At 64.3% G+C, this 17983-nt stretch carries 19 protein-coding genes, 2 tRNA genes and 2 pseudogenes; 6 read left to right on the top strand and 17 right to left on the bottom strand.

What is annotated here, in order from left to right; translation table 11 throughout:
• The 14 genes from O9281_RS14635 to pepN all read right to left on the bottom strand — a co-directional run.
• A partial coding sequence (locus O9281_RS14635) for a Flp family type IVb pilin (protein ID WP_363321469.1) occupies positions 1-169 on the bottom strand: 169 nt, incomplete at its 3' end.
• Between the two features lie 1015 nt (positions 170-1184).
• A complete protein-coding gene (locus O9281_RS08720; protein WP_298184654.1) occupies positions 1185-1562 on the bottom strand; it encodes a hypothetical protein in 378 nt (125 codons plus the stop codon).
• Positions 1555-2403, bottom strand: a complete 849-nt coding sequence (locus O9281_RS08725) for an AAA family ATPase (protein ID WP_298184656.1) — start codon at positions 2401-2403, stop codon at positions 1555-1557. Before O9281_RS08725 ends, O9281_RS08720 begins: the two co-directional genes overlap by 8 nt.
• The gene (locus tag O9281_RS08730) at positions 2396-3616 is read right to left on the bottom strand and encodes an AAA family ATPase (RefSeq protein ID WP_298184658.1); all 1221 of its coding nucleotides are present in this window, start codon (positions 3614-3616) and stop codon (positions 2396-2398) included. Before O9281_RS08730 ends, O9281_RS08725 begins: the two co-directional genes overlap by 8 nt.
• Positions 3616-3801: a helix-turn-helix domain-containing protein gene (locus O9281_RS14640; protein WP_363321465.1), complete on the bottom strand. Its 186-nt coding sequence runs from the start codon at positions 3799-3801 to the stop codon at positions 3616-3618. Before O9281_RS14640 ends, O9281_RS08730 begins: the two co-directional genes overlap by 1 nt.
• 70 nt (positions 3802-3871) lie before the next feature.
• Positions 3872-4432, bottom strand: coding sequence for a hypothetical protein (locus O9281_RS08735; RefSeq protein WP_298184660.1), 561 nt, complete (start codon positions 4430-4432; stop codon positions 3872-3874).
• A gap of 1 nt (position 4433) precedes the next feature.
• Positions 4434-5666 (bottom strand): integrase arm-type DNA-binding domain-containing protein, encoded by a 1233-nt coding sequence (locus tag O9281_RS08740; RefSeq protein ID WP_298184662.1) that lies wholly within the window; start codon positions 5664-5666, stop codon positions 4434-4436.
• A gap of 200 nt (positions 5667-5866) precedes the next feature.
• A tRNA-Gly gene (locus O9281_RS08745) sits at positions 5867-5940 on the bottom strand.
• Positions 5941-5985: 45 nt separating this feature from the next.
• Positions 5986-6522, bottom strand: coding sequence for an adenine phosphoribosyltransferase (locus O9281_RS08750; protein WP_298184664.1), 537 nt, complete (start codon positions 6520-6522; stop codon positions 5986-5988).
• Between the two features lie 78 nt (positions 6523-6600).
• A complete protein-coding gene (locus O9281_RS08755; protein ID WP_298184666.1) occupies positions 6601-7416 on the bottom strand; it encodes a cytochrome c1 in 816 nt (271 codons plus the stop codon).
• Between the two features lie 30 nt (positions 7417-7446).
• Positions 7447-8715 (bottom strand): cytochrome b/b6, encoded by a 1269-nt coding sequence (locus O9281_RS08760; RefSeq protein ID WP_298184668.1) that lies wholly within the window; start codon positions 8713-8715, stop codon positions 7447-7449.
• 11 nt (positions 8716-8726) lie between these two features.
• Positions 8727-9293 (bottom strand): ubiquinol-cytochrome c reductase iron-sulfur subunit, encoded by a 567-nt coding sequence (gene petA, locus O9281_RS08765; protein ID WP_298184670.1) that lies wholly within the window; start codon positions 9291-9293, stop codon positions 8727-8729.
• A gap of 213 nt (positions 9294-9506) precedes the next feature.
• Positions 9507-10295, bottom strand: a complete 789-nt coding sequence (gene pgeF, locus O9281_RS08770; RefSeq protein WP_298184672.1) for a peptidoglycan editing factor PgeF — start codon at positions 10293-10295, stop codon at positions 9507-9509.
• Positions 10288-12894, bottom strand: a complete 2607-nt coding sequence (pepN, locus tag O9281_RS08775) for an aminopeptidase N (protein ID WP_298184674.1) — start codon at positions 12892-12894, stop codon at positions 10288-10290. The genes pgeF and pepN overlap by 8 nt, the downstream gene beginning before the upstream one ends.
• 58 nt (positions 12895-12952) lie before the next feature.
• Here pepN and O9281_RS08780 point away from each other — a divergent pair.
• Positions 12953-13796, top strand: a pseudogene (locus tag O9281_RS08780) (NAD-dependent epimerase/dehydratase family protein).
• Here the strand turns inward: O9281_RS08780 and O9281_RS08785 are convergent.
• Positions 13790-14698, bottom strand: a pseudogene (locus O9281_RS08785) (DMT family transporter); the annotation flags it as partial. The pseudogenes O9281_RS08780 and O9281_RS08785 overlap by 7 nt on opposite strands.
• Entirely contained in the window at positions 14619-15614 is a 996-nt protein-coding gene (locus O9281_RS08790) for a low specificity L-threonine aldolase (RefSeq protein ID WP_298185016.1), read from the bottom strand. The gene O9281_RS08790 and the pseudogene O9281_RS08785, both read right to left, overlap by 80 nt.
• Positions 15615-15669: 55 nt before the next feature.
• Between O9281_RS08790 and O9281_RS08795 the strand changes: the two genes are divergently transcribed.
• Both O9281_RS08795 and O9281_RS08800 read left to right on the top strand, forming a co-directional pair.
• Complete coding sequence (locus O9281_RS08795; RefSeq protein ID WP_298185019.1) at positions 15670-15960, top strand: GNAT family N-acetyltransferase; 291 nt, start codon at positions 15670-15672, stop codon at positions 15958-15960.
• Positions 15961-16023: 63 nt separating this feature from the next.
• Positions 16024-16416 (top strand): PilZ domain-containing protein, encoded by a 393-nt coding sequence (locus O9281_RS08800; protein ID WP_298184680.1) that lies wholly within the window; start codon positions 16024-16026, stop codon positions 16414-16416.
• Positions 16417-16437: 21 nt separating this feature from the next.
• Here the strand turns inward: O9281_RS08800 and O9281_RS08805 are convergent.
• Positions 16438-16512 (bottom strand) — tRNA-Thr (locus O9281_RS08805).
• Between the two features lie 115 nt (positions 16513-16627).
• On the opposite strand from O9281_RS08805, the gene O9281_RS08810 reads away from it, so the two are divergent.
• The 3 genes from O9281_RS08810 to purE are packed head-to-tail and all read left to right on the top strand — an operon-like array spanning position 16628 to position 17981.
• Positions 16628-16765, top strand: a complete 138-nt coding sequence (locus O9281_RS08810) for a hypothetical protein (RefSeq protein WP_298184682.1) — start codon at positions 16628-16630, stop codon at positions 16763-16765.
• A 36-nt stretch (positions 16766-16801) separates the two neighbouring features.
• Positions 16802-17488: a 2,3-diphosphoglycerate-dependent phosphoglycerate mutase gene (gpmA, locus tag O9281_RS08815; RefSeq protein ID WP_298184684.1), complete on the top strand. Its 687-nt coding sequence runs from the start codon at positions 16802-16804 to the stop codon at positions 17486-17488.
• 1 nt (position 17489) lies between these two features.
• Entirely contained in the window at positions 17490-17981 is a 492-nt protein-coding gene (purE, locus tag O9281_RS08820) for a 5-(carboxyamino)imidazole ribonucleotide mutase (protein WP_298184686.1), read from the top strand.
• Positions 17982-17983: the final 2 nt, after the last annotated feature.

A 17983-nucleotide genomic window follows, 5' to 3' on the forward strand; every position in this document is an offset into this window, starting at 1 on the left:
AGTCGTAGGTAGTCGAGACCATTCCCCCTAAGTCCTGCAGTATGAAAAAGATGGCCATAGCAATAAGGCCGAGGACCAGTCCGTACTCAATCGTCGCTGCGCCGCGATCGTTACCTGCCACTTTCCAGATAAAATTTTTGACCATCTGCGTGACACGTCGTGGCGTCATAAGGGCCTCTAATCATTAGACATGATGCGAAGCGCCACGATGACGCACGCACAAAAAAACTAGTATCGGCCGAGCCGGAAAAGTCCGATCAGCACGCTGCCATAATCCAATCGGCTTTATGCAGAAAAGCAGTGCTGTCCATGGATATAAAAACTATAAAGACGACGCGCTCCCGCTCGTGGAATAAGTATTATAACTTATCCTCCCCTGTCGTTGCCGTTTGCGGCACATCCGCATTTGAGGGCCTACGGGACCTGCACCCGGGTGGGGGTGGAACACTGGAACTGAACTTTTTCGACTTTGTGATAGTAGTTGCTCTGGGCCACCGTCAGCCTATTGCGAGCGGGGCAGCTTTACACCAATGGGCATCGATCAGAACCCGTGTGCCCATTGGCGCAGGCCGATAGACATGATGCGCCATGGCGGGTCACCCTTGACAAGCCCCGGCCTCATCATGCGTCGGCATGGTCTTGCAAACTAATTGGTTTCCTCCCACGCCAACGCGCAGTGCCTACAGGGACTAGCCCGAAGACGAATGACAGTTCCTCAAGCTGCCTCAGCTCAGCAAGTCTCTGGCTACGCTCCGCCTTCGCCTTCTGAGTCTCCTGCCCGTGCTTCCATGCTAAGTGGTCGCGCGCACGTCTGATCGTCTCCGGTCGGCGGGCACCGTGATAACGACAGACCCTCATGCCGAAAGCGGCGGGGTTCATGCACGGTGCACCTCGCGCCTTACACTTTGCTGAGCAGCGCTGGGTCTTTCCTGAGGCTATGTTGGGGAGGGGCATGGGCCAGCTTTCTTACATTACAGCAGCCGACGCGCGCGCCGGATGGGCATTGGAAAAATTGCGCGCTGACCTCATGGAAGCGACCAAGATGCTCAGGCTGTGCGTGTTGAGAATGTTGAGCATCTTGATCATCTTGAACATCTTCCTGCTCAATCGGCCTTCAAGGCACTCAAGAAGATCAAGATGCTCAAGATAACCAAGATAGGGTGCATGAGCATCTTCCCCACCAGTCACGGTAGACGCTCATCAGCATAGCGCCGGGCGGCCTTGGCTTCACGGAAGCAGCGCTCCGGCACCAAGTCGATCTTCCAGTTGCCGCAGGACGACTGGGTTACCTTGAGTAGGCCATTCTGGGAGTTGCGCGAATAACCCTTCTGGTCATCCCCAAGCCAGCGGCGCTCAACAGGGTGGAAAGTCAGCTTGCCGCGCCCGATTTCCCAAGCGTCAACGGCTTTCATCGCCTCTCCGGCATCCCAGAATATGTCGTCTACCATATGCTCATCGACAGCAGCACGCCAAAAAGGCAGCTGCTCGAGGACTTTGGCAACGGCACCATCATCGAGGATACGCGTGTACTCGCCGTCGCCCAGTTCCTTCCAGTTAGTCATTGAAGATACTCCCCAGCTTCCAGGTCCAGCTGCTTCCGCTCTTGACCGGCTTGATCCCAAGCTGCGCCTTGGCCCGGTTCAGCGATGCGCTGCTGATCCCCGCACCTTCTGCAGCGGCCTGGATAACCACCGCAGGTTGAGCACCGTCTGCGAGCTGCTTGCGGAGAAAATCCTTCGCTTCATCGACGGCACTGGGGCCTTTGGGTTTGGGAGGGTTAAGGAGTTCGGTTGCAGAGCGCTCGCTCGTGCCCAGCCACTCGATGTGCGGTGCCTTGATTGCCCCGGCAGGATAGTCCAGCAGCGCTTCGACCACGCGGTACTCGAAGCCAAGGCGGTCATTGCCAAGGTTGTTCTTGACCGGCAGCATGTAGCGGCGACGGGTTGATTCCTCCTCGGCAACCAAGAAGGCTGCGCGGGGCGCTGCGATCCAGGCAGTTGATCCGCCGAACCGCTGCTGAGCGCCACCATCGCTGCGCTTATTGAGGTGCACGACCAGCAGGACCAGCGCACCCGTTTCTTGGGCAAGCTGTGACAAGGGTGCCAGCACCCGGCGCACGTCGGATTCTTTGTGCGCATCCACCTTCGCGCCAAGGTAGGCCGACGGCGGGTCAATGATGATCAGGCGAACGTCACCGATTTCCTGCGCACGAGCGCGAAGGTATGCCACATCGGTGTCGAGCTGGAACAGATCGGGGCGCTGACCATCGCGGACCACCCCCTCAACAATATGCACCTTGCTAGTGTCCGCCCCGGCTGCATCGAGCCGGGGACGGATGGTACGTGCAGCGTCATCTTCGTTGGCGAGGATGATCACACTACCGGTAAACATCGACTTAGACATCGGGGAGGCCCTCCCCGGTCGTCACCGCCGCTGCCAGCTTGATGGCGATCTGCGACTTACCCATGCCGGGCTGGCCGCCGATGACCACGAGCATCCCCATGGGGATTGCTCCTTCAATAAGCCATTCGACCGGTTCCGGCTCGATTTCCGATGCGCGCTGGGTCATAAGGCCCTTCGGCGTGATAGTTACCGTCGCGGAAGCGTCGTTCTTGAACTCCAGCTTCTCTAACTGCTCCAGCGCCCGCGGAATATCGCCCGTATAACCCGCCTGACGCGCATGATGGACAAGCGTACCAAAACCGACAGCCTTTTCGCGGTCAGGGTCATAGCTGTCCCACACCCTATCAAAAGCCACTTCATCAAAAGGCACTTTGTCCCAGCGGTCGGCAGTCGCACTCCAGTCGCGAGTAATGGTCTCGGCGTCAGAAAGACCAGAGGCAGCCACAGCCCAGCAGATGTTGCGCCAGGGGTCGTAATCGCAATCAGGGTCGATGGCGCTCAGCATCGCCTTGACCAGCGCGCTGTTGGCAGGCGTGTCGGGAATGCCAGCAGGCAGCGTCTTAGTCGGCTTCGTGGCCGGAGACGGCAGTTTCGACAAGGCAGCCTTGATGGCAGCATGGAAGGCATGAAGATCGGTGTAGCCCGCCTTCACCTTGCTCAGACTGGTCGCAACAGGATTGTCGGGATCGCGGAAGTTATAAGTCCCCGGCACCCGGAGAATGCGCGCAGCATCGGCCGTGATGGGGTCCGCGCCAAGATTCATGCGCTTGGCCAGCTCCTGAAGGTCGTCGGCAACCGGCTGCCAGTCCGGTTTACTGATGGGAGAGGGCAGTACCCAGAAGGCCTGCATCCCGTGACCGGTCATGTGGACGAAATTGGGCGTAGGCAGACCAGCGTCGGCAACGAAGGTCTTGATCCCTGCCAGCGCCTCGTCGGGGGTACCGTAAGGCCCCTTGCCGTGGGCATCCACGTCGAGCCAGAACGACTTCAGATACTCGGCGTTCTGCGCTGCGCGGCACGCACCAAGACCGAACGTAGCCATGCTGACCCAAACATTGGCAGAACCCGAATAGCTGCCAATCAGGCTACTTGCCTGTTGGTCCGTAGCGAACGCCTGCTGCTTGAACGTCCCGCCAGGGGCCAGCCACCCGATGAAGCCCGGGCCAGTGCGAAGGTCGCTCAGGAAGAGCTGCTGCTGTTCTGACGGGGTCATTACGCTGCCTCCCCGTTCAGAAGGGTATGCAGACTTTCCGCAGGGATCAGCGTGCGACCGCCAACGCGGATGGCCTTGAGGCGCCCGGAGTTGATGTGCGTGTAGAGCGTAGTCTTGCCAAGGCCAGAAGCGGCGCAGGCCTCACGGATACTAAAAGCGAACTTAGGCTGAGATACGTCAATCATGGAACAAACCCTTTCAGCGTTCAGAATCGAACGAATCGGGTCTGCCTGAGTCGTTTTCGGCTTAGCCGGGTTAGCCCGAAAACCTTTTGCGTGCGTCCGACACGCGGCTCGGAAGGTTGCTGACCTTCATGGTTTCAGCATCTTGGGTGTTACGGATTTCGCCATCTGAAATGATGATGCCATCAATTGCTGCAAGTTCATCCAGCACCGCCGTTGTCTTAAGTGCAGGGTCATCGCGGACGATATCGTTAATTAGCCTAGTGATGCTGTCATAACTGCGCGGGCGTGCCGACTTCGCCCTTTGGGACTGCGTTCTGTTGCGCTGATCTATGGCTTGCCGGTAGTGGCGCATGGCACTAGCCGGGTCGACGGCCAGCCTCTTGAATATGCTCTCCGCGAAGACGTGCTCTGGACCGAGTTCGGTCTGGTTGTAGAGACGGTTAATCGTTTCCCGATCTACTTCCGCTTGCTTTGGGCCTGACGCCTCAACGCCATGGCGTAAGCGCTCGCTTTGTAGAATGACACCTAGCACCGCGTTGCCGAGTTCCTCATCAGTTTCCGTCGCCGGTTCATCGCGAACGAACTGGTCAGTCAGGTCCTTTTGCACTTGCTCGAATGGCCGCTCATCCATCTCAAATCACCTCCCGTTCGGGGAACTTTACGATATCGGCACCCTTCCGAAGTTGATCGAGATAGTCACTCCACCACTGGGCCATCTCCACGCGTTCCTGCCAGTGCGCACCGCGATGGTAAGCGGCGCGGACCTTATCCTTGTCGCCGTGTGCCAGCGCCCGCTCGATTGCATCGGGGCTCCACTTGCCGCTCTCGTTGAGCAGGGTGGATGCCATGGCCCGGAAGCCATGGGCGGTCATCTCGTCCGATGCGTACCCCAGCCGCCGAAGCGCAGCGTTGATGGTGTTCTCACTCATGGGGCGTGACCGGGTTCGCATGGAGGGGAAGACATATCCGGCTGGGCCTGTAACGGCCTTCACGTCACGCAGTACCGAGACGGCTTGGCGTGACAGCGGAACATGATGGGCCTTCCGCATCTTCATCTTCTCGGCTGGGATGACCCAGAGGGCGCCCTCCAGATCGATCTCCGACCATTCCGCGTGACGCAGTTCCCCGGGACGGACGAAGACGTGTGGCGCCAGTTGCAGGGCAAGCTTGGTCAGACCCTGCCCCTCGTAACCATCGATCGCCCTGAGAAGCTCTCCGACCCGCTTGGCGTCGATGATCGCCCCATAGTGCGTGACAGTAGGTGCGGTCAGCGCGCCACGAAGATCGCGTGTGGGATCAGAGGTCAGCCGTGCCGTCGCGACAGCGTAGCGGAACACGGCGCTCGCCAGTTGGAGGGTTCGGCGGGCACTTTCGAGATTGCCCTTGGCCTCGATCTTGCGGATCGCTGCAAGGACCTCGGGAGGCTCAATCTCGTTGATGGCCATCCGGCCGATCGACCTATCGAGCAGCGACAGGAGGTATTCGCTCCGTTTGGCAGTAGCCGCTGACCAAGCCCTGTCACCGTCCCGCTTGCGCTTGTCGCAGAACTCCCTGGCAATGGCAGTGAAGGTGTTGTCGGCCTGCAAGCGAGACCGGACCTTATCGCGCTGCTTCTCGCGTGACGGGTCCTTACCAGCTGCCAGCAATTCCCTTGCGTCATCACGCCTCTTACGGGCCTCTGCGAGGCTCACTTCAGGGTAGGTCCCAATCCCCAGCTTCTTCTCGCGGCCATCCACCCGGTACTTCAAGCGCCAGAGCTTGCCCCCTGACGGCTGGACCAGCAGGAACAGGCCGCCGGAATCGCCCATTTTGTAAGGCTTCGCGCGCGGCTTCGCGTTCTTAATCGCCACATCTGTCAGTGCCATAGTCCAACGCACCTTCACCGCCAATGGCCCCCAGCGGGGGGCCATCCGAATTGACCACTGACCCGCTGGCCCCCTATGTGGCCCCCATTGCAAGGTGATTGCAGGCGAACGATACCGAACACCAACGGTCAGTTTGGCGTGGAATATAGCGATTTCTCGGAATTTTTCCAGACGAGGACGAACGCCAACGGTCAGGAAAGTGGAGCGGGTAAGGGGAATCGAACCCCTCTAGCCAGCTTGGAAGGCTGGAGCATTACCACTATGCTATACCCGCGCCGTGGTGTGCTGACGCCGCCTATGCGCCAGCGCCGCGGCCCGGTCAATGCCCGGGGAAATCCATCAGCGCCGCGACGCTGAGCCCGGCCTCGCGGAGCCGGTCAGCCCCGCCAAGATCCGGCAGATCGATCACGAACAGCGCATGATCGACCTGCGCCCCGGCCCGGCGCAGCAATTGCGCAGCAGCCAGCGCCGTTCCGCCCGTTGCGATCAGATCGTCGATGATGACCACGCGCTGTCCCTCATGGATTGCGGTGGGATCGATCTCCAGCGTGTCGGTCCCGTATTCCAGGGCATAGTCGATCGCCAGCACCGGCACCGGCAGCTTGCCGGGCTTGCGCACCGGCACGAAGCCAAGTTCGAGCCGGGCCGCCACCGCCGCGCCGAAGATGAAGCCGCGCGCCTCCATGCCGGCGATCGCCTCTGCCCCTGCCGCCTGTGCGAGGTTGGCGAGGTGTTCGACCGTCGCGGCGAAGCCCGCACCATGGCCAATCAGGGTGGTAATGTCGCGGAACAGGATCCCGGGTTTGGGAAAGTCCGGCACGGTGCGAACCAGCGCCTTGAGCTCTTCGGGTTTCATCGCCTTGCCCCCCAAGGAAAAGCCCCCCGCATCGGGTGATGCGAGGGGCGTTTCGATTTGCCTGTCAGGCCGTCAGGATCAGTGACCCTTCTTGTCGGCCCAGATGTTGCGATAGGCCATGTAGCCCAGCACCGTGGCGAAGATCAGGAAGCCGATCCACCAGAAGCCGGTCTGACGACGCTGCTCGAGGCTCGGCTCCGCAGTCCAGACGAGGAAGGCGGTGACGTCGGTCGACATCTGCTCGACGGTAGCCTTGGTGCCATCGCTGTAGGTCACCTGGCCTTCGCCGGTCAGAGGCGCGGCCATCGCCAGGTTGAGGTTCTTGAAATAGGGGTTGTAGTGCAGCCCGTCGCCGGTCTTGGCTTCGGGGAACTGCTTGAGCAGTTCAGCCGGCTGGGCCTGATAACCGGTGAGCAGCGAGTGCACATAGGCAGCGCCGTTCGGGCGGGCCTTGGTGATCAGCGACAGATCAGGCGGCACGCCCAGGCCGGCATAGACCACCGGCGGGAACTTGTCGGCAGGCATGCCCGGACGATCCTTTACCTCTCCGGTCAGCGGGTCCTTGGCCGTGACAGTGGCCTTGCCGGCAATCGCCTTGATCTCGGCCTCGTTGTAGCCAAGCGCGGCCAGGTCGCGGAAGGCGACGTGCTTGATCGAGTGGCAGGCCGCACAGACTTCCTGGTAAACTTGGAAGCCGCGCTGCAGCTGCTGCCGATTGAACTTGCCGAAGAGGCCATCGCTCGGCAGGTGGAGCGGTTCGGGCTTCTTGTAGAACACCTTTTCGGCCGTCAGCGCCACCGGTTCGGTCGCGGCTGTATAAGCCCCGCGCACGAACGAGTAAGCGAGCACCACGGTGAAGAAGGCACCGGCGAGGAGGGAGAGGATGCGGATCATGATATCGGTCTCTTTCCGTCTCGCGTTGGGTCAGGCTTTGGCCGCAGCCGGGCCGAGCACCGATTCGGTGATCGAGTAGGGCAGCGGATCGGGCCGTTCGATCGAGGACACGATCGGCAGGATGATCAGGAAGTGCGCGAAGTAATAAAGCGTCGCGATCTGGCTGAGCATGATGAAGGGTTCTTCGGCGTGGGCCCCGCCGCAGATGAACAGGACGATCATCGCCGGGATCAGGCCGAACCAGAAGAACTTGCGATAGAGCGGGCGATAGTTCGACGAACGCACCGGCGACTTGTCCAGCCAGGGCAGCAGGAACCACACCAGGATCGCGGCGAACATCGCCAGCACGCCCATCAGCTTCGCCGGGATGAAGAAGAAGTCGAAGGTGAAGGCGCGCAGGATCGCGTAGAACGGCCAGAAGTACCATTCGGGCACGATCAGCGCCGGGGTGCTCATCGGGTTGGCCGGGATATAGTTGTCCGGGTGGCCCAGCATGTTCGGCGCAAAGAACACGAACATGCTGTAGATGATCATGAACAGGCCGACCGTCCAGCCATCCTTGGCGGTGTAATAGGGGTGGAACGGCACGGTATCGCTCTCGCTCTTCACCTCGACGCCGGTCGGGTTCGACGAACCCGGGATATGCAGCGCCCACACGTGCAGGATCACCACGCCCAGGATCACGAAGGGCAGCAGGAAGTGGAGCGAGAAGAAGCGGTTCAGCGCGGCATTATCCGGCGCGAATCCGCCGAGCAGCCAATACTGGATCGGCTCGCCGACCAGCGGGATGGCGCCGAACAGGCCGGTGATGACCTGGGCACCCCAGAAGCTCATCTGGCCCCAGGGCAGCACGTAGCCCATGAAGGCGGTCGCCATCATCAGCAGGAAGATCACGACCCCGAGCAGCCAGATCATCTCGCGCGGGGCCTTGTAGGACCCGTAATAGAAGCCGCGGAAGATATGCAGATAGACCACCACGAAGAAGGCCGAGGCCCCGTTCGCGTGGGCATAGCGCATCAGCCAGCCCCAGTTGACGTCGCGCATGATGTGCTCGGTCGAATCGAAGGCAACCAGCGTGTTCGGCGCATAATGCATCGCCAGGACCACGCCGGTGACAATCTGGATCATCAGGCACAGGCCGGCCAGGAACCCGAAGTTCCAGAAATAGTTGAGGTTGCGCGGCACTTCATAGCCGCCACCGACCGCGCCGTAGATCAACCGCGGCAGCGGCAGCCTCTCGTCCATCCACACCATGACGGGGTTGGTCGGCTTGTATTCGTTTGCCCAGGGAAAGCTCATGTCGGGTGCCCTCAACCGATCTTCACGACAGTGTCGGAAGTGAATTCATATTCCGGGACGACCAGGTTGGTCGGAGCCGGGCCCTTGCGGATGCGCGCAGCGGTATCATAGTGCGAACCGTGGCAGGGGCAGAAATACCCGCCATACTCGCCCTTGACCTCGCCCTCGGCGGCACCCTGCGGCACGCAACCCAGGTGGGTGCAGACGCCCATGGTGATCAGCCAGTTCTCGTGGCCTTCCTTGGTGCGCTCGGCCAGGGTCTGCGGATCGCGCAGCGCGCCGACATCGACCTTGTTGGCCTCTTCGATTTCAGTCGGGGTCAGATTGCGGATGAACACCGGCTGCTTGCGGAAAATCGCCTTGATCGCCTGGCCCGGCTGGATCGCGCTGATATCGACTTCGGTCGAGCTCTGCGCCAGCACGTCGGCCGAAGCCGACATCTGGCTGATCAGCGGATAGACTACCGCCAGGCCGCCGACGCCGGCTGCACTGACTGCCGCAATATTGATGAAGTCGCGCCGCCGCACACCATCGGTGGAAGTCCCTTCGAGTGTGTCGGTGCCAGCATTTTCAGCCATGGTCGAACCTATCCTGCCTTTTTGCGGGTACCCCCGGAACCGATCTGCGGCTTCGGCGTACCAACCCTGAATCCTTGACCAGGAAGCCCCCTTCCTGACTTCGCGGCACGACCGGCACAGCCACCCGAGCCTGCGATTTGGCGCGCCTGATAGACGCAAGGAAGCCCCATGCCAACAGCGTTTTTCGCACCATCAGATGCACAGGCCGCAAGGTCAATCGGGCCGTTCGTCCGGCAGGCCGATCAGGGCGATCTGGCGACCATAATCGGGCTCGCCGCGGTGGGTGGCGCGGCGGAACGAAAAGAACCTTGCGGGGTCTGGATAGGTATCGAGATCGAGCCGTTCGACTGCCTTGATTCCAGCCGATTTCAGTCGCTTGGCGACATAGCCTGGCAAATCGAACTGCCAGTGGCCCGGCTGCCCCGGAACGAAGAACCCGGCGTTCTCCGCCGCCAGTGCCACCAGGCGGTCGCGAAACCCGACATCCACTTCGTAGCTGGGCTGGGCAATGGTCGGGCCGATCGCAGCGACGATCCGCCCCCGCTGAGCCCCAAGGGCCTCCATCGCGGCTATCGTCGTGTCGGTCACACCGCCCACGGCCCCCTTCCACCCGGCATGGGCCGCGCCGATCACCCCGGCAGCGGCATCGGCCAGCAGGACTGGCGCGCAATCTGCAGTGACCACGCCCAGCAGCAGGCCGGGCCGGTCGGTTACGAGCGCATCGGCGTGGGGCCGGTCGGCATCGGGCCAGGGCTCGGTCACGGTGACGCAATCGGGCGAATGGACCTGATAGACCGTGGCCAGGCGTGCGCCCGGCAGCACCGCGGCAATGGCGCGGCGGCGATTCTCTGCCACCGCCGCGGGTTCATCCCCGGTGCCAAGACCAACGTTGAGGCCCGACACGATCCCGGTCGAAACCCCGCCCCGGCGCCCCAGGAAGCCGTGCGGCAGCCCTGCCAGCAGGGTGGCGCGGTTGACCTCGACCGGTTCCGGCTCAGCCAAGGCTCTTGCTCACCTGTTCATAGGTGTCCTTCGACAGCGCCGGTGCCGCCAGGATCCGCTCCAGCTCGGCCCGCATCAGCGCGGCGCGGCCCGGTTCGATCCGCCGCCAGCGCCCCAACGGAGCGACGAACCGCGCGGCGGTCTGCGGATTGAGCGGGTCGAGCGCCAGGATCAGGTCGGCGATCAGGCGATAGCCGGTGCCATCGGCGGCATGGAACGCGCCGAGGTTCCCGGCCAGGGCCATGTAGAGCGCGCGGGCGCGATTGGGGTTGGCCAGGGTAAAGTCCGGATGCTTCGCGAGGGCCGCGACATGATCGAGCACCCGGGGGTGGAGCGAGCTGGCCTGGATCGAGAACCACTTGTCGATCACTAGGGCATTGCCGGCAAAGCGCTGGTAGAAAGCGGCCAGCTTGGCCTCGCGCAGCGGGTGATCGAGCCCGGCCAGGACCATGGTCGCGCCCTGGCGGTCGGTCATGTTGTCGGCCACGTCGAACTGCGCGGTGGCCAGCTCGGCGGCCAGCGCCGGAACCCCGGCGGCGAGGTAGACCAGCGCCTGGGTCTTGACCTTGCGCGCGCCCCGCGCCTCGGCGGAGAGGCTGTAGGGCACGGCGCTGGCGCGGGCATGGAGCGCCACCAGGGCATCTTGCAAGGCCGTGCCAAGGTAAGCCTTCAGCCCCTCGCGCTCGGCCCGGATCGTGCCGGGATCGGCGTGTTCGAACTGCTCGGCCAGATAGGTTTCGCCCGGCAGGGCCATCAGCTCGCCGCGCATCAGGTCATCCAGCGCCGGATCGGCGATCACCGCACCCAGCGCCTGGGCAATGCCTGCGCGCCCATCCGGGTCGGCCTTGCCCGAGCCGATTACGGCAACCAGGTGCTGAACGACGAGCTGCTGGAGCGCTTCGTAGCGGGCAAAGGAATCGTCATCGTGCGCGGCCAGGAACATGAGGTCGGCCGCCGTGGTATCGGCAGCAACAGTGACCGGCGCGGAGAAGCCGCGATTGAGCGACAGGACCGGGCGTTCGGCAAATCCGCTGAACTTCAACTCGACTTGAGGTTCACTCAGCGTAACCAGTTGTTCACCATGGTGTTTCGCACTTTTCCGGTCAAACAGCGCCAGCCGCAGCGGGATCACCATCGGCTGCTTGGTCGGCTGGCCGGGGGTGGCGGGCACTTCCTGCGTCAGGGTCAGGGTGGCCGTTTCGCCCTCATGGGCAAGCCGCGCGGTGACCTTCGGCGTGCCGGCCTGGCTGTACCACAGGCGGAACCGGGTGAGGTCGACCCCCGCCCCATCCTCGATCGCCCTGACGAAATCCTCGCAAGTCGCCGCCTCACCATCGTGGCGGTCGAAGTAGAGGTCGCAGCCCTTGCGGAACCGCTCCGGCCCGACCAGGGTGCGCATCATCCGGATGACTTCGGCGCCCTTGTTATAGACCGTGGCGGTGTAGAAGTTGGAGATCTCCTGATAGGAGTCCGGCCGGATCGGGTGGGCCAGCGGCCCGCTGTCTTCCGGGAACTGGGCGCTGCGCAGCACGCGCACGTCCTCGATCCGCTTGACCGGTTCGCTGCCCATGTCGGCGCTGAACAGCTGGTCGCGCAGCACGGTGAAGCCTTCCTTGAGGCTCAGCTGGAACCAGTCGCGGCAGGTCACGCGGTTGCCCGACCAGTTGTGGAAGTATTCGTGGGCCACCACGCCCTCGATCCCGTCATAGTCCATGTCGGTCGCGGTGTCGGGATCGGCCAGGATATAGCGAGTGTTGAAGACGTTGAGCCCCTTGTTCTCCATTGCCCCCATGTTGAAATCGCTGACGGCGACGATGTTGAACAGGTCGAGGTCATATTCGCGGCCGAACACCTCCTCGTCCCACTTCATCGAATCCTTGAGCGCCTGCATCGCGTGGTGGGTGCGGTCCTGGTCACCATCCCGCACCCAGATGTTGAGGTCGACCCGGCGGCCGCTCATCGTGGTGAAGCTGTCGTGGTTGGCGACCAGATCGCCCGCGACCAGCGCGAAGAGGTAGCTCGGCTTGGGCCAGGGATCGTTCCATTCGGCCCAGTGGGTGCCATCCGGGCCGTCACCCGAAGCGGTGCAATTGCCGTTCGACAGCAGCACCGGGAACAGCGCCTTCGGCCCGCTCATCCGCACCGAATAGACCGACAGCACATCGGGCCGGTCGGGGAAGAAGGTGATCCGGCGGAACCCCTCGGCCTCGCACTGGGTGCAGAGCATCCCGTTCGAGGCATAGAGCCCCATCAGCTGGGTATTGGCGGCGGGGTTCAGCGCGGTTTCGATCTCCACCACGTGGGCAGCACCCGGCAGGTCGATCATCAGGTCCGCCCCGTCCATCCGCCAGTCACTGCGCGGCGCACCATCGACCAGCACCGCGCGGGCTGCGATCCCGTCGCCATTGAGGCGCAGCGTCCGGTCGGTGCCGTTGCGGGCCACGGTCAGCCGCGCGCGGACCGTCGTCGCATCAAGGCCGAGCGCGAAATCGAGCGCGATTTCCGGCACCAGCCATTCGGGCGGCCGGTAATCCTCGCGGCGAATGGTTGCGGGAACCGGGGTCGGGGTGGCGGTCGGGGGGGCAGTCATGGCATCCATGCCGCCCCTTCTAGCCAAGCCACTTCCGATTGCCAGCATCTCCGCCTATGGCGGCGCCATGCCGCGCATGTTCATCTTCGGCCTTGGCTATACTGCCGCCCGCCTCGCCGCCGTGCTGGAAGCGCAGGGCTGGGAAGTGATCTCCACCGGCAGCGCCGGCACCTTGCGGTTTGACGATGCAACCAACGTGCGCCTGGCCTTGGCCGATGCCGACCAGGTGCTGTCCTCGGTCCCGCCCGGTGCGGATGGCGATCCGGTGCTGGAAGTCTATGGCGAGGCGCTGACCGGCAAGAGGCTGACCTATCTCTCCTCGACCGGGGTCTATGGCGACACACAGGGCGCCTGGGTCGATGAGAGCGCGCCCACAGGCACCGGCCGCCGCACCGCCAGGGCCGAGGCCGACGCCGCATGGTTGGCGCGCGGCGCGCGGGTGCTGCGCCTGCCGGGCATCTACGGTCCGGGCCGTTCGGCGCTGGAGCGGGTGGAAGAAGGCAAGGCCCACCGCATCGCGCTCGACAATCAGGTATTCAGCCGGGTCCATGTCGACGATATCGTCAGCGCCGTCGTGCTGGCGCTGGATGCCCCGGCCGGGGCCTACAACATTGCCGATGACCTGCCCTGCAGCCAGAACGCGGTGATCGAGCATGCCTGCCGCCTGCTCGGCCGCCCCTTCCCGCCGCTGCTGTCGCTCGACGAGGCCGGCCTTTCGCCCATGGCGCGCGCCTTTTATGCCGAGAACCGCCGGGTGGCGAACGGCAAGGCCCGCCGGGCGCTGGGCTGGCAGCCGCGCTTTCCCACCTATCGCGAAGGGCTGGCGTCGCTACTTGCGGCCCGATAGGGCGACCAGCAGCCCGGCCATGGCCAGCACGGCCCCGCCCGCCGCCAGCAGGCTCCACCGGTAACCTTCGAACAGGGTGGACAGCACCATGGCCACCACCGGCACGGCCACCCCGTTATAGGCCGCCGGACCCGGTCCCCATTCGCGGATCAACTGGGTGTAGAGCGGGAAGGTCAGGGCCGAACCGACCAGGCCCAGGTAGACGATCCCGGCCAGGTAGCCCGGCCGCGGATCGATCGTCGGCGCGCCGACGGCGACCACGGCGTATCCGGCGCTGATGATCACGCCCCAGAACATGCCCCAGCCCATCAGCGATAGCACCGGCACGCCCTTGGCCGTATCGGTGGCCTGCAGCAGGTTGCCGACCGAGACCGACAGGATGGCAACGGCCACGAGCACCACACCGGTCGTCACCCCGCTGTTCGGCGGGGCGATCCGGTATTCGTGCAGCATCAGCAGCGCGATGCCGGTCAGGGCGATTGCCGATCCGGCCATGAAGCGCCGGGTAATCGCCGCGCCCAGCACCAGACGAGCCAGGATCGCATTGGGCACGATCATCAGCGCAAAGACCACCGCGACCAGGCCCGAGGTGAGATAGTGCTCGGACTGGTAGATCAACTGGAAGTTGAGGCTGAACTGGAACAGCCCCATGGCCATGGCCAGGCGCAGCTCAGGGCCGGTCAGCCGCAGCCGCTCGCCGCGCAGGGCGGCAAAGGCCAGCATCGCCCCGGCGGCCAGGATAAAGCGCCAGACCACCGACCAGGCGGGTGGCACCGCGCTGATCTGGTCCTTGATCACCAGCCAGGTCGATCCCCAGACCAGCGCCAGCAGGACAAAGGCCGCGATCGAGCGCGGCGTCAGGGTAACCCCGCTCACAGCCCGACACTCACAGGGCGGAAATCGCGCGGGCCAGCGCCGCGACATCGGCGTCGCGGCTGTTCCAGGCCGTGACCAGCCGGGCGGCATCGTCGCCCCAGTCGTAGAAGGAGAAGCCCTGGGCGCGCAGCGCCGCACGTTCCGCTTCGGTCAGGCGCAGGAACACCTCGTTCGCCTCGACCGGGTGGAGCAGGCGGTCCTGCGCCGCACCGGCCAGTTCGCGCGCGGCGGCATTGGCGTGGCGCGCATTGGCCAGCCACAGATCGTCCTTCAGCATGGCGTGAAGCTGGGCGGCAAGGTAGCGCCCCTTCGATTGCAGGTGCCCGGCACGCTTGCGGCGATAGCGCGCCACATCGGCCAGCGCGGGATCGAAGAACACCAGCGCCTCGGCCCCGAGGCCGCCGTTCTTGATGAAGCCGAAACTCAGTGCCGCCGCGCCCTGGCAAGCTTCCCAGGGCGTGCAGCCGAGGTGCGCCACGGCATTGCCGAACCGCGCCCCGTCGACATGCAGCGGCAGACCGCGCGCGGCGCAGAAGGCCGCAATCGCTGCCACTTCGCCTGGCTGATAGGCCCGGCCATATTCGCTGGCCTGGGTGATCGAGACGGCGTGGGGCTGCACCTGGTGCACATCGTTGCGAATCGGATCGATCACCGCTGCGATGGCCGCGGGCGTCAGCTTCGCGCCCTCACCCTCGGCCAGCAGCAGCTTGGCCCCGTGGAGGTAGAACCCCGGCGCCCCGCCCTCGTCCACCTCGATATGCGCCTCGCGGTGGCAGACCACGCCGCCGTGCGGCTGAACCATGGTGGCGAGCGCGAGGCAATTGGCCGCCGTGCCGGTCGCGGCCCAGAGCACCGCGCAATCGCGCCCGAACAGCGCGGCAAAGGCGGCGTCGAGGGTCTGGCTGAGCGCATCGCCATCATAGGGCGAATCGGGCGCATCGGCGGCCTGCATGGCCTGCCACAGCGCGGGATGGACCGAAGCGGCATTGTCGGAAAGGAACTGCATGACCATATGGCGCATGATGGCGGCGGGCCGCGCCGTCAAGCGCAAGGAACACGCTATGGCCGAAGTGACTATCACCCGCCACGGTACCGATAGCGCTGGCGAATACCATGCCCACCTGCCCGGAGAGACCGCGATCGGCCGCCTGACCTGGGTGACGCGCGGCGGTGCGCGGGTGGCCGAACATACCCTGGTCCCCCGCAAGATCGGGGGACGCGGCGTGGCCGGCCAGCTCGTCGAGGCGCTGGTCGCCGACGCCCGCGCGCAGGGCTTCAGGGTTGTCCCGGCCTGCTCCTATGTCGCCGCCGCCTTCGATCGACACCCGGAATGGGCCGATTTGCGCGCCTGATACGTGGAATCCATTATTGCGCTGGTGACGATCATGTGACCAGATTAGTGCCAATTTGGTGCCATGGGTTTCGCAGCGCATCTTTACCATCGTTCGCAGACCGGCCGTCGCGCCGATGCGCGCCTGCGGCTGAGCCTGCCAGGCGAGCTGATCACGCTTGATGGCCAAGGCCATGCGGTGGTCGAGAACCTGTCGCGCACCGGGGCCCGCATCGCCACCCGGATGATCATTCGTCCAAAATCCTCCTGCGTGTTGCGCTGGCCCGAGGCCGAGACATTCTGCACGGTTCGCTGGAGCGCGGGCGGGCGCTGCGGGCTGGTGTTCGATTCGCCGCTGAGCAAGGACGAGTTGATGCGGGCCCGCTGGCTCGACGCCAATCTCGACCAGGTCGAACGCGATCACTGGCAGAGCTGGGCGCGCGAATTCGTCAGCGGGCGGGCCGGTTCCAGCCAGTAAAGCAGCGAAGCAGGGGGCGAATGGTGCTGCTGGGGAGGATTGAACTCCCGACCTCAGCCTTACCAAGGATGCGCTCTACCACTGAGCTACAGCAGCACACCATTCGCGAGACGACCCGGCATGGCGCAGGGCCGGTCCGGGCAGGGGCGCGCTATTGGCCGCACCCCCTTGCTTTGTCAAGCACGAGCCTGATAGCGCAGCGCGATTGATCATGGGTCAAGAAACCGAACTCACGCGCGAGGAGCGCCTGGCCGCCAAGCTGCGCGAAAACCTGCGCCGCCGCAAGGAGCAGGCCCGCGTCCTTGCAACCGGCAAACCGCCCCTTCCCAAAGAGGATGGGTCAAGCTAGGGGCGGGTGCTCCTAAGCCAATTGGGGAGCCGGTCTTTGCCTCGCCTGATTCTTGTCCGCCACGGCCAGTCGCAGTGGAACCTCGAAAACCGCTTCACCGGCTGGTGGGATGTCGACCTGACCGCCAAGGGCGAGGACGAGGCCCGCGCGGCCGGCAGCCTGCTGAAGGCCAAGGGCATGTTGCCCACCCTGGCCTTCACCTCGCTTCAGACCCGCGCGATCCGCACGCTCCATCTGGCGCTGGAAGCGGCCGGGCGCGTCTGGATCCCGGAAACCAAGGACTGGCGGCTGAACGAGCGGCACTATGGCGGGCTGACCGGGCTCGACAAGGCCGAGACGGCGGCAAGGCATGGCGATGAACAGGTCAAGATCTGGCGCCGCAGTTTCGACATTCCGCCCCCCGTGCTGGAAGCTGGCTCTGAGTTCGATCTGGGCAGCGACCCTCGTTATGCCGGGATCGCCATTCCGAACACCGAAAGCCTGAAGGACACCATTGCCCGGGTCCTGCCCTATTACGAAAGCGCGATCGCCCCGGCGCTGCGTGGCGGTGAAACGGTGCTGATCGCGGCCCACGGCAATTCGCTGCGGGCGCTGGTCAAGCACCTCTCGGGCATTTCCGACGCCGAGATCACCGGCCTCGAGATCCCGACCGGCCAGCCGATCGTTTATGAGCTGGATGACAACCTGAGCGCCATTGAGCGCTATTACCTGGCGGAGCGCTGAGATGACCGCACCTGTCGCCGCCCCGGTCGCGATCATCATGGGCAGCCAGTCCGACTGGCCGACCATGAGCCGCGCAGCCGAGGCGCTGGACAAGCTGGGCGTCGCCTATGACGCGCGGATCGTATCCGCCCACCGCACCCCGCAGCGGATGGTCGAATTCGCGCAAGGCGCGGCGGACGAAGGCTTCAAGGTGATCATCGCCGGGGCCGGGGGCGCGGCGCACCTGCCGGGCATGGTCGCCAGCATGACCCACCTGCCGGTGCTGGGCGTGCCGGTCCAGTCCAAGGCGCTGTCCGGGCAGGACAGCCTGCTCTCGATCGTACAGATGCCCGCCGGGATTCCGGTCGGGACCCTCGCCATCGGCGAGGCCGGAGCGACCAATGCCGGACTGCTGGCGGCGGCGATCCTCGCGACCACCGATCCGGCCCTGGCCGAGCGGCTCAAGGCCTATCGCGCCGCACAGAGCGCCGGCGTGGCGGAACGGCCGAGCTGAGG

This window comes from Novosphingobium sp., from assembly GCF_027531025.1.
GTDB lineage: Bacteria > Pseudomonadota > Alphaproteobacteria > Sphingomonadales > Sphingomonadaceae > Novosphingobium.

What these genes read in the sequence shown, in the direction of transcription:
- O9281_RS08720 (WP_298184654.1), bottom strand. Translation starts at nt 1,562, where the DNA reads ATGACTAACTGGAAGGAACTGGGCGACGGCGAGTACACGCGTATCCTC.
- O9281_RS08725 (WP_298184656.1), bottom strand. Translation starts at nt 2,403, where the DNA reads ATGTCTAAGTCGATGTTTACCGGTAGTGTGATCATCCTCGCCAACGAA.
- O9281_RS08730 (WP_298184658.1), bottom strand. Translation starts at nt 3,616, where the DNA reads ATGACCCCGTCAGAACAGCAGCAGCTCTTCCTGAGCGACCTTCGCACT.
- O9281_RS14640 (WP_363321465.1), bottom strand. Translation starts at nt 3,801, where the DNA reads ATGATTGACGTATCTCAGCCTAAGTTCGCTTTTAGTATCCGTGAGGCC.
- O9281_RS08735 (WP_298184660.1), bottom strand. Translation starts at nt 4,432, where the DNA reads ATGGATGAGCGGCCATTCGAGCAAGTGCAAAAGGACCTGACTGACCAG.
- O9281_RS08740 (WP_298184662.1), bottom strand. Translation starts at nt 5,666, where the DNA reads ATGGCACTGACAGATGTGGCGATTAAGAACGCGAAGCCGCGCGCGAAG.
- O9281_RS08750 (WP_298184664.1), bottom strand. Translation starts at nt 6,522, where the DNA reads ATGAAACCCGAAGAGCTCAAGGCGCTGGTTCGCACCGTGCCGGACTTT.
- O9281_RS08755 (WP_298184666.1), bottom strand. Translation starts at nt 7,416, where the DNA reads ATGATCCGCATCCTCTCCCTCCTCGCCGGTGCCTTCTTCACCGTGGTG.
- O9281_RS08760 (WP_298184668.1), bottom strand. Translation starts at nt 8,715, where the DNA reads ATGAGCTTTCCCTGGGCAAACGAATACAAGCCGACCAACCCCGTCATG.
- petA (WP_298184670.1), bottom strand. Translation starts at nt 9,293, where the DNA reads ATGGCTGAAAATGCTGGCACCGACACACTCGAAGGGACTTCCACCGAT.
- pepN (WP_298184674.1), bottom strand. Translation starts at nt 12,894, where the DNA reads ATGGATGCCATGACTGCCCCCCCGACCGCCACCCCGACCCCGGTTCCC.
- O9281_RS08790 (WP_298185016.1), bottom strand. Translation starts at nt 15,614, where the DNA reads ATGCAGTTCCTTTCCGACAATGCCGCTTCGGTCCATCCCGCGCTGTGG.
- O9281_RS08795 (WP_298185019.1), top strand. Translation starts at nt 15,670, where the DNA reads ATGGCCGAAGTGACTATCACCCGCCACGGTACCGATAGCGCTGGCGAA.
- O9281_RS08800 (WP_298184680.1), top strand. Translation starts at nt 16,024, where the DNA reads ATGGGTTTCGCAGCGCATCTTTACCATCGTTCGCAGACCGGCCGTCGC.
- O9281_RS08810 (WP_298184682.1), top strand. Translation starts at nt 16,628, where the DNA reads ATGGGTCAAGAAACCGAACTCACGCGCGAGGAGCGCCTGGCCGCCAAG.
- purE (WP_298184686.1), top strand. Translation starts at nt 17,490, where the DNA reads ATGACCGCACCTGTCGCCGCCCCGGTCGCGATCATCATGGGCAGCCAG.